The sequence below is a fragment of the Variovorax sp. P4_D9 genome (genome assembly GCF_056401695.1).
Map to the genome: position 1 here is coordinate 1 of NZ_JBFUIU010000305.1, position 10,302 is coordinate 10,302.

Consider the following 10,302-nt stretch of genomic DNA (forward strand, 5'->3'; position numbering starts at 1 on the left):
GGGGCGGCACGAACGCGGGGTACTGTTGTGCGGAACCGGCATCGGCATGGCGATCTCGGCCAACAAGGTGGCGGGGATCCGGGCGGCACAGGCTCACGACACCTATTCGGCCGAGCGGGCCAGCCGCAGCAACAACGCCCAGATCGTCACGCTGGGTTCACGCGTGATCGGCCCCGAACTGGCCAAGGCGATCGTCGATTCCTTCATCGGCTCCAATTTCGACGGCGGCAAGTCGGCCTTGAAGGTCGATGCGATCACCGAGTACGAGCGTTTGCAGGCCTCGCCGGCTCGCGACACGGATGCCTGAAGTCACAGCGGCCTTCTGATGCGAGCACCTGCCATGAACACTCCCTTGCTGTCCGCCAAAGGCGTCGCGAAGAGCTTCGGCGGTGTGCCGGCCCTGCGCAATGGTTGCCTCGAACTGCATGCCGGCAGCGTTCACGCGCTGTGCGGCGGCAACGGTGCAGGCAAATCCACGTTCCTGAACATCGTCATGGGCATCTTGCGGCGCGATGCCGGCGAGGTGGCGGTGAAGGGGCAGCCGGTGGATTTCGCATCACCGCAGGAGGCCATCGCGCATCGCATCTCGATCATCACCCAGGAGTTGTCGCCGATTCCGGGCATGACGGTGGCCGAGAACATCTACCTCGGGCGCGAGCCCAAACGTGCCGGCGTGGTGATCAACTACCCCGCGTTGTTCGCGCAGGCGAACGCGTTGTTGCGCAAGCTGGGCTTCGATATCGATGCGCGCGTCCCGATGGGACGCCTGAGCCTCGCGCAGACTCAGCTGGTCGAGATCGCCAAGGCCTTCAGCCGCGACAGCGACATCATCATCATGGACGAACCGACGTCGGCCATCGGGGAAAGCGAGACCGACATCCTGTTCGATGCGATCCGCAGCGTGACCGCGCAGGGCGCAGGCATTCTGTATGTCTCGCACCGCCTCTCCGAGATCTTCACGATCGCCGACAGCTACACCGTATTCCGTGACGGCGGCTTCGTCCAGGCCGGCAAGCTGGCCGACATCGACCGGCGCCAACTCGTCAAGCTGATCGTCGGGCAGGAAGTGCGCATCGCCGACAAGAAGCGCAAGCCTGCGCCGACCGGCGATGCCCTGGTCTCGGTGAAGCATCTGTCGCGAAAGGGCGAATTCGACGACATCAGTCTCGATGTGGCGCCAGGAGAAGTCCTCGGCATCTACGGCCTGATGGGGTCGGGGCGCAGTGAATTTCTCAATTGCCTCTACGGGCTGACGCGCCCCGATACCGGCGAGGCCAGTCTTCGCGGCCAGCTGTTGCCCAAGGGAAATCCGGCTGCATCCATCAAGGCCGGGCTGTCGCTCGTCACGGAGGATCGCAAGGCCTCCGGCCTGGTGCTCAGCTCGTCGGTCAGTTTCAACACCAGCTTGGCCGCGTTGCCCGCGCTGCAGCGCGCCTCGGTGGTCGACCGGGCGGCTGAACGCTCGCTCGTCAGCGAAATGGTCCAACGCATGCGGATCAAGCTGGCCAGCACGGCCATGGCGGTGTCCGGGTTGAGTGGTGGCAACCAGCAGAAGGTTGTGCTGGCGCGCTGCATGGCCACCAATCCGGTATGCCTGCTGTGCGACGAGCCGACGCGCGGCATCGACGAAGGCGCCAAACGCGAGGTGTACGCGTTCCTGGCGTCATTCGCCGAGCAGGGCAATGCGGTGATCGTGGTGTCGTCCGAGGCGCCCGAGGTGCTGGACGTCAGCGACCGCATCGCCATCTTCCGCAAGGGCCGCGTCTCTGACGTGATCGACGGCCACTCCGCCACGCAGGAGGAACTCCTGCACCTCGCATCCTGACGCGAGACTTTCTTCATCCTCGACCGGACCCACGCCATGAACGCCGCTCCCACCACCGTCGCCGCGCCCGCCACCCAGCTGCGCTGGCGCCATCTGCTTGCCGACTACGGCATCGTCCTCGCCTTCCTTGTCCTCTGCGTCGCGCTCAGCGTGGCCAACGAGAACTTCCTGAGCTGGGGAAACTGGGTCAACATCCTGCGTCAGACGTCGATCAATGGGATTCTTGCGATTGGCATGACTTACGTCATCCTGACCAAGGGGATCGACCTCTCGGTCGGCTCGCTGCTCGCCGTCTCGGGCATCGTCGCGGCCAGCCTGGTCACCGGCGAGACCGCCCACCCCGCGATGGTTGGGATCCTCGCCGGCCTGGCGGTAGGTGCGGTCCTTGGCGCCGTCAACGGCGGGCTGATCGCCGGGCTGTCCGTGGCTCCCTTTGTCGTCACGCTCGGCATGCTCAGCGTGGCGCGCGGCCTGACCTTCATCTACAACGACGGCATGCCGATTGCGGCGCTGTCGCCCGGGTTTCGCTACATCGGGCAGGGCATGCTGGCGGGCATTCCCGTCCCAGTGATCATCCTCGCCGCGACTTTCCTGGTGTTCTGGTTCATCTTGAAGTACACGACCTTCGGCCGCGCCGTGTATGCGGTCGGCGGCAACGAGAAGAGCGCGAAGACCAGCGGCATCAACACCGTCCGCGTGATCTTCCTCGTCTACGTGATCTCGGGTGTGCTATCGGCGCTGGCCGGCCTGATTCTGGCGGCGCGCACCACCTCGGCACTTCCGCAGGCGGGCGTGGCCTACGAACTCGACGCGATTGCCGCGGTAGTGATCGGCGGCACCTCGCTGAGCGGGGGCGTCGGCTCGCTGACTGGCACGCTGATCGGTGCGCTGATCATCGGCGTGATCAACAACGGTCTCGATCTGCTGGGCGTTTCGTCGTACTACCAGCAGGTCATCAAGGGTGCAATCATCGTTGCGGCAGTGCTGCTCGATGTCTCGCGCAAGAAGCAGGCTTGACCTGCGGTCCATTCCTCCATCACTGTTCCAAACCAAGGAGACATCTCCATGCGATTCCTCAAACTTGCCGTCCTGACCGTCGCGGTGGCCRCTCTTGCCGCCCCGCAGTTCGCGGCGGCTCAACAAAAGACCTACAAGATCGGTGCCGCCGTCTATGGCCTCAAAGGCGAATTCATGCAGCTTTGGGTGAATGCGCTGAAAGACCACCCAGCCGTCAAGGATGGCACTGTCAAGCTGACGATCTTCGACGGCAAGTACGATGCGCTGACGCAGAACAACCAGTTCGACACGATGGTCACGCAGAAGTACGACGGCATTCTCTTCGTGCCGATCGATATCCAGGCCGGCGCCGAGGCAGTCGAGAAGGCCTCGGCGGCCAAGATCCCTGTGGTCGGGTCCAACACCCGCGTCAACAGCAACAAGCTCGCCGGGTATGTCGGGTCTGACGATGCGGTGGCTGGTGAAATGGAAGCCGACGCTGTGATCAAGGCGATCGGCAGCAAGGGCAACGTGGTGGTCATCGAGGGCCCGATCGGGCAGTCCGCACAGATCGAGCGCCGCAAGGGCAACCAGGTCGCACTCGCCAAGTACAAGGATGTGAAGGTGCTGGAAATGAAGACGGCCAACTGGTCGCGTGCCGAGGCCTTGTCGCTGATGGAGAACTGGCTGACGGCACATCCCGGCAAGATCAACGGCGTTATTGGCCAGAACGACGAGATGGCGCTCGGTGCCATCGAGGCGATCAAGGCCAAGGGCCTGGCGCCAAAATCCATCCCGGTCGCGGGCATTGACGGCGTGACCGATGCAATCAAGGCGGTGAAGACCGGTGATATGGTGAGTATTCTTCAAGATGCGCAAGGCCAAGCGCAAGGCGGACTCGACGTGCTGCTGCGACAGATCGAAGGCCCGAGCTACAAGCCGCGCGCCGCGCTGTGGACCGAATACGCTGGCGAAGGCCTGAACTGGGGCGACGGCACGGCCAAGCAGTACAGCGTGCCGTGGACGCCGATCACGATGCAGAACGCCGACGCACTGCTGGCCAAGCGCAGCAAGTAAGAGGGGGAGTTGCCATGTCTCTTGGTTTCGATCAGGCGTTTGACCTCTCCGGACAAGTTGCGCTGGTGACCGGCGGCGCGTCGGGCATCGGTCTCGCGGTTGCCGAGCTTTTCGCCGCCAAGGGCGCCAGCCTGGTGCTGCTCGACCTGAGCGATCAGGTCGCCACGGTGGCGCAGCGGCTGCCGGGCCAGCATCTCGGGATCGCCTGCAACGTGGCCGACCTCCCCCAGCTCGAGGCTGCCGTGGCCAGCGCCGTGAATCGCTTCGCGCGTATCGACATATTGGTCAACAATGCCGGCGTGGCGCTGCTCGATCGGGCCGATGCGGTCAAGGAGGCCGACTGGGACAAGACCATGGCGATCAACCTGAAGGCGCCGTTCTTCCTCGCCCAGGCCGTGGCTGCGCAGATGAGGAAGCAGGGCGGTGGCCGCATCGTCAACCTCGCCTCGCAGGCCAGCGTGATCGCGCTGGAGCGCCACGTCGCTTACTGCGCGAGCAAGGCGGCGATGGTCTCGATGACGCAGGTGCTTGCCGTCGAGTGGGCGCCGCTGGGGATTACCGTGAATGCGGTCTCTCCGACCGTCGTCGAAACCGAACTCGGCAAGAAGGCGTGGGCCGGCGAGGTCGGCGAGGCGATGAAGAAGAAGATCCCGATCGGACGTTTCGCGCAGCCGGCCGAGATCGCGGCGGCGATCCTGTATCTGGTCAGCGCACATGCTGGCATGATTACCGGCGAGAACCTGATCATCGACGGGGGCTACACAATTCAATGAACGACACCCTATCCTCATGATTCCATGACCGAAAGCGATCTGGCAAAGCTGGCGACCCTGTACTACATCGACGGACGCACCCAGGAGGACTTGTCGAAGCATTTCGGCATCTCCCGGGCGACCGTGGGCCGCTTGCTGCGCCGGGCGCAGGAGCAAGGCGTGGTCGAGATTCGCGTCCGGCCGCACCCCACCTTTGCAGCCGATCTCGAGAAGCAGCTGATCGATCGCTTCGGGATTCAGCGGGCGCTGGTGGCGCTTGATCACAAGGACGCGGACAAGCAGCGCGAACTGCTGGCGGGCCTGGTGGCGAGCGAACTCGACCGCATCTTGCTGGATGGCAGCGTCGTCGCGGTGGGAATGGGACGCAACGTGAGCTCGGTGTCCGAGCATTCGATGTCGGCGACCCGCCGGCAATGCAACTTCGTCAGCGCCATTGGGGGCTCCTATCGAGGCGGGGAGGCCATGAATGCGGACCATATCGCGCGCCGCCTCGCCGCGCGTTTCGGAGGGGAGTCCGAGTCCCTCTACGCACCCGCCCTGGTCGATGATCCGCTGATCCGCAAGGCGCTGCTCGAGAACGATACCGTGCGCCACACCCTGGACAAGGCCCGTCGTGCCGACATCGCACTGATCGGCGTCGGCGACGTGAGCGTTGACAGCAACATGGTGCGCATGGGATGGTTCACGCCGCAGGAGATTTCTGAAGCCAAGCGCGCCGGGACCGTGGGTGACATGATGGGCTACGACTTCATCGACATTCACGGCGAGCCGGCGATGACGCCGATGCAGGGGCGAGTCATTGGCCTGACCCGCAGCGATCTGCAGCGCATTCCGAACGTGATCGCCGTCGCTGCAGAATCCAGCAAGGTGACGGCCATCGTGGGTGCCTTGCGCACGGGTGCGATCGACACCTTGGCCACGACGGCAGGCAACGCCGCTGCTGTTCTTCAGCTCGATGAGGCGATCAACGCCTCGCGATGAGGCTGAAGGCGCCGCACGGATTGCGCGCTCAATCGACCTGGACGTTGTTCGTTCGGATCACGTTGGTCCACCGCAGGTATTCGCGCTGAATGAAGCCCGCGCATTCGGCAGGCGTGCCGGCGATGGACTCGCCGCCCTGCTGCTGCAGGCTTTCCTTGACCTTGGGATCCGAGAGTACTTCGTTCATCTTGGCGTTGAGCAGTTGAATCACGGCGGGTGGTGTGCCGACGGGCGCAACCAACGCCTGCCACGTGCCGGTGTCGAAGCCCTTGATCACRCTCTCGCCGATCGTCGGCGTGTCGGGCAGCAGCGGCGACCGTTTGGGGGAAGACACGGCCAGCGCGCGCATACGGCCGTCTTTGACCAGCGGCAATGCCGACTGCAGGGCGCCGGCGAACATGAAGCTGATGTTGCCGCCGGCGAGATCCGTCAGCGCGGCCGCATTGCCCTTGTAGGGCACATGCGTGAACTGCAGCCCCAGATCCTTGCCGAACAACACGCCCGTTAGGTGATCCGGACTCCCGTTGCCGGACGAGCCCTGGAAGAGCTTGCCGGGTTCGCGTTTCAACAATTGAACGAACTCGGTGATGGTCGCTGCGGGCAACGTGGGCGAGACCAGCAGCGCGAACGGAACCGACACTGTGCAGGCTACAGGTGCGAGGAATTTGACTGGCTCCATGTCGGCGCGTTTGTAGAGCGCCGGAGCGGTCGCGATGGTCGAACTTGCGTAGAGGAGCGTATAGCCGTCTGCAGGCGACTTGGCGACCAGGTCCGCGGCGACGGTGCCACCGGCGCCGGGACGGTTGTCGATCACCATCGGTTGGCCGACCCGTTTGGCCAGCGCCGTGAAGATCACGCGGCCGATCGCATCGGTCGGTCCGCCGGGCGGGAACGCGATCACGACCCTGATCGGTTTGGAGGGGTAGCTTTGCGCTTGGGCGCAAGTGCCTGCGAGCAGGAGGACCACGGCCGCGGTGAGTACCGCGAAGGGATGCGAGGGTTGTCTCATGATGTTCTTTGGATGGAGGTCTTCAAGGGAAGAATGGCTGCGGTCAACTGGCCCATGCGGGCGCTGCGCTTCCGAGGGGCGATGGCGGCAGCGTCCAGTAGGCCGGCGTGCGCGAGAACTGCGCGACCGGGCCGAGTTGTTCGAGTTGCCCGAAGGACGATAGCCGGCCGTGGAGAACGGGCTTCAAGTCGTCCAGCGTCTGTACCTCCGTCGGCACGGGCTGCTGCCCGAGGCTTTGTACCCACATGGACGTTCGTGTGAGCGACACCTTCACGTGCCAGCTGCCGCCTTCCCTGGCGCGGCGTGCCAGCGCAACCAGCGCACCCGCTGCGCCAAGGTACGCGGCCATGTAGTCGTTGAGCAGATAGGTGGGCACGATTCGAGGCTTGCCTGCGCCTCCTTCGGAGACGGCGATGCCGCTGGCTGTCTGCCCCAGCTGCTCAAAGCCCTTGCGCGTCGCCCACGGTCCGTCGGATCCGAACGCGCTGACGGAAACGTAGACGATGCCGGGCCGCACCCGCGCGACGTCCGCTGCTCCAAGACCCAGCTTGTCCAGGCTTCCGGGCCGCCAAGACTGGACGAACACGTCTGCACCTGCGGCCAGGTCGCGGACGCGCGCGGCGTCGCGGTCCTGCCGCAGATCGATGAAGGCGCAGCGCTTGCCGATGCCTGTGTCGAGGATCTGCGGCAAGGGATCGGGCTGCGACGGTGAAGACACGCGCAGCACGTCGGCGCCGTGCTCGGCCAGGGTCCGCGCAACCACTGGACCGGCGATGACGTGCGCAATGTCGAGCACGCGCAGGTCGTCGAGCGGGCGCCGTTGCGGTCGCGCCGCTTCGGGCTTGCTGTCACCGATCTTCTCGACCGTGATGACCGGCGTCGCCAGCAGGTGGCGTCCTTGGGGGTGGAGGGCCCACTCTTCCCGGCTTCGCGCGAACACGCCCGGCAAGCCGTGATTGTGAAAGGCATCCTCCAGTTCCGCCGCCTTCCAGCGTCCGATGGCCTTGCTGAGCGCCTCCGGCGTGTTGGAGCAGTCGAGCAGCGCCAGCACGCCGTCGCGCAGATGTGCGTATGAGCCGATCGGGAAGAACCAGCGGTCGTCGGCGGTACGATAGAAATCGGCCTTGAGCTCGCGTGCCAGCGAGAGGGCGGGCAACGGGTGGCCGGATTGGCGCTGGAACTGCGCGGGATGCAGGCTGCAAGCTGCTTGCAGCGCGTCAATCGTGACGTGCTGGCGCTCGCCGTGCGCGATCTGCCAGCGTTGCGAGATGCCGGCGGCCACCGCGCCGATCGCGGCCGCCTGCGCCGCAACGATGCGATGCGGTGTGGCGAAGCGCGGCGTGATGCCGGAAAAGGTGATGTCCGAACCGAGCAGGAACTCCTGCGCGTCGACCGTGCCGAGCAGGCCCGTGAGTGCGGCTTGCGCGTGGACTGCGAAGTCGGAGGGTTGCATTTTCTTGGTGTGTCTCTGTTTTAGAAGTGCTGAATTCTGGGCAGCACCCTATGAGCTGTCCAATACAATAAATGTCATCGATTGAGATGATTTTTGTCTTATGCTAAGCAGCCGCCTGTTGCGTCAGTTCATCGCCGTGGCGGAAGAGCTCAACTTCCGCAAGGCCGCCGAGCGGCTGAACATGGCGCAGTCGCCGTTGAGCCAGGCCATTCGGCATCTCGAGGAGATCCTCGAAGTGCAGCTCTTCGTTCGCAGCAATCGCAGCGTCAGCCTCACGGCGGGCGGAAGGGCTTTCCTGGAGGAAGCGCACTCCCTCATGCGACAAGAGGAGCGCGCCATAGCCAAGGCTCGAATTGCGACCGCGGCCGCTTCCGGGCAGCTCGCTTTGGGCTTCATCGGCTCGCTGGCTTACGACGTGCTGCCGCGGCTGGTCAGCAAATTCGAAGCGCGTTGTCCGGATGTGCGGCTGGAACTTCATGAACTTCGCACCAAGGATCAAATTGAAGCGTTGCTGATGCGTCGGCTCGATGTGGGTGTCGTGCGGCTGCCCTTGCCCGAGGCCGACGGGCTGGCCACGCAGCCGTTGCAGGTCGATCGCTTCGTTGTCGCGTTGCCGGCGAGGCATCGTCTCGCCGGCGCCAGGATCGTCGACCTCTCGGATCTCGCATCCGATCGCTTCGTCCTGTTCTCGCGCAAGCGCGTACCCTCGATGTACATGAAAGTCATGACAGCCTGCATCGATGCCGGCTTCCATCCATTCGTGGCCTACGAGGTCCTCGAGATTGCAAGCGCTATCGGCGTCGTTGCATCAGGCGTCGCGGTTGGCTTGGTGCCATCGAACCTGAAGGTACTGACGCATGGCGATGTCGTCTACAAGGAACTGGCGTCACCTGCCGGAAAGATCGGGTTGGAAGCCTCGCTGGTCTGGCGGCAGTCCGACAACAACCCGACGCTTCAGTCGTTCCTGGCCGTCGTTTCGGCTTTCGGACATCCCTGAGTGTCGACGGCGTTCATTGAGCTTCGCGTTCGTGGCTGTCGGGAAGCTCAGGATCAGGCACGCCCGGACGTCCCCTTCAACAAGCGCTCGAAGTTCTGCTTGAAGATGATGCCGGCGTAGTACACGTGCTCGCGCATCAGCTGCTCGGCGCGCGTGCAGTCCCCGGCGAGCACCGCCTCGACGATGCGGTGGTGATCGCCGTGCGAGCGCAGGATCACGGCGTGGTCGACGTCCCACAGAACCAGGCGGTCCGACGCATAGGGGATGTTGTGCGCCTGTTCCGCGAATCGGCCGAGCCACGGATTGCACGAGGCTTCCAACAAGGTGTTGTGCAGCGTCACATTGATCTTCTGGTAGGGCTCATGGTCCTCGGGCAACAGCACGCCCTTTGACAGGATCCAGTCTCCATCGGACAGGCAGTCCCGCAGCGTCTGCGCCTGCGTCTCGCTGAGGCCGCGTTCGGCCGCCCGCTTGCAGGCCAGGCCCTCGAGGGCGGCGCGCACTTCGTACGCCGCCACGATGGTCTCCAGTTCGAACTCGCGCACCAGGTAGCCGCGCTTGGGCTGGTGATCGATCAGCCCTTCGTTCGCAAGCGCCGCGAGCGCGGCGCGCACAGGGGTCCTCGAGACCCCCATTTCCAGCGCGGTCGGGATCTCCTCGATGCGCTCGCCGGCCTTGAAGCGGCCATGCAGCACCCAGTTGCGTAGTGTGTCCGTGACCTGTTGCGACAGTGTTTCCAACGACTTGTCTCCCGTTCGAGCAGCTCGTGTCCGCCACGAGTCAAGTATACATGTTCGGCTGAAATTGGGTTTACTCGGGTAAATCCCCATGTATCAAGGCCATCATGTATACATACTCGGTGCCAGTGCGCATCTTGAGCGCGATCATGAAGATTGGAAAAGGCATGACGGACAGTTCGGGCAAAGGCCGGTGGGCGCTGGTGACGGGTGGCGGACGCGGCATCGGCGAGGCCATCGCGCGCCAGTTGGCGGCCGAGGGCATGCGGGTGGTGGTGGCCGATATCGACCGCGCCAATGCCGATCGAGTCGCCGGCAGCCTGGRCGCACCGCACGCGAGCCGCGTCGTCGATGTCGCCGACGAGGCTGCTGTAGAGGCGTTGTTCGAGGATGTCGAGTCGACGCTCRGTGCGGTGTCCGTGCTGGTTTGCGTGGCCGGAATCCTGATTCTTCC

General features: G+C 64.4%; 11 protein-coding genes. 8 read left to right on the plus strand and 3 right to left on the minus strand.

Features of this window, described 5'->3' with window-relative positions; all coding sequences use genetic code 11:
- The 6 genes from AC1DY5_RS27995 to AC1DY5_RS28020 form a co-directional block, all read left to right on the plus strand.
- Positions 1 to 307, plus strand: a 307-nt coding sequence (locus tag AC1DY5_RS27995) for an RpiB/LacA/LacB family sugar-phosphate isomerase (RefSeq protein ID WP_478116696.1), incomplete at its 5' end; no start/stop codon positions are given.
- Between the two features lie 33 nt (positions 308 to 340).
- Entirely contained in the window at positions 341 to 1,825 is a 1,485-nt protein-coding gene (locus AC1DY5_RS28000) for a sugar ABC transporter ATP-binding protein (protein ID WP_478116698.1), read from the plus strand.
- 36 nt (positions 1,826 to 1,861) lie between these two features.
- Positions 1,862 to 2,842 carry an ABC transporter permease gene (locus AC1DY5_RS28005; protein ID WP_478116699.1) on the plus strand — a complete coding sequence of 327 codons (981 nt, stop codon included), beginning with the start codon at positions 1,862 to 1,864 and terminating at the stop codon, positions 2,840 to 2,842.
- Positions 2,843 to 2,890: 48 nt separating this feature from the next.
- Complete coding sequence (locus tag AC1DY5_RS28010) at positions 2,891 to 3,898, plus strand: substrate-binding domain-containing protein (protein WP_478116700.1); 1,008 nt, start codon at positions 2,891 to 2,893, stop codon at positions 3,896 to 3,898.
- Between the two features lie 14 nt (positions 3,899 to 3,912).
- Positions 3,913 to 4,671 (plus strand): SDR family oxidoreductase, encoded by a 759-nt coding sequence (locus AC1DY5_RS28015; RefSeq protein ID WP_478116702.1) that lies wholly within the window; start codon positions 3,913 to 3,915, stop codon positions 4,669 to 4,671.
- A gap of 24 nt (positions 4,672 to 4,695) precedes the next feature.
- A complete protein-coding gene (locus AC1DY5_RS28020) occupies positions 4,696 to 5,652 on the plus strand; it encodes a sugar-binding transcriptional regulator (RefSeq protein ID WP_478116704.1) in 957 nt (318 codons plus the stop codon).
- A 28-nt stretch (positions 5,653 to 5,680) separates the two neighbouring features.
- Here the strand turns inward: AC1DY5_RS28020 and AC1DY5_RS28025 are convergent, their stop codons facing one another.
- Positions 5,681 to 6,661: a Bug family tripartite tricarboxylate transporter substrate binding protein gene (locus AC1DY5_RS28025; RefSeq protein ID WP_478116706.1), complete on the minus strand. Its 981-nt coding sequence runs from the start codon at positions 6,659 to 6,661 to the stop codon at positions 5,681 to 5,683.
- 43 nt (positions 6,662 to 6,704) lie between these two features.
- A complete protein-coding gene (locus AC1DY5_RS28030) occupies positions 6,705 to 8,114 on the minus strand; it encodes a CoA transferase (RefSeq protein ID WP_478116708.1) in 1,410 nt (469 codons plus the stop codon).
- A 118-nt stretch (positions 8,115 to 8,232) separates the two neighbouring features.
- Between AC1DY5_RS28030 and AC1DY5_RS28035 the strand changes: the two genes are divergently transcribed.
- Positions 8,233 to 9,111, plus strand: coding sequence for a LysR family transcriptional regulator (locus AC1DY5_RS28035; protein WP_478116709.1), 879 nt, complete (start codon positions 8,233 to 8,235; stop codon positions 9,109 to 9,111).
- 53 nt (positions 9,112 to 9,164) lie between these two features.
- Here the strand turns inward: AC1DY5_RS28035 and AC1DY5_RS28040 are convergent, their stop codons facing one another.
- Positions 9,165 to 9,851 carry a GntR family transcriptional regulator gene (locus AC1DY5_RS28040; RefSeq protein ID WP_478116711.1) on the minus strand — a complete coding sequence of 229 codons (687 nt, stop codon included), beginning with the start codon at positions 9,849 to 9,851 and terminating at the stop codon, positions 9,165 to 9,167.
- A 134-nt stretch (positions 9,852 to 9,985) separates the two neighbouring features.
- On the opposite strand from AC1DY5_RS28040, the gene AC1DY5_RS28045 reads away from it, so the two are divergent.
- A partial coding sequence (locus AC1DY5_RS28045; RefSeq protein WP_478116713.1) for an SDR family NAD(P)-dependent oxidoreductase occupies positions 9,986 to 10,302 on the plus strand: 317 nt, incomplete at its 3' end.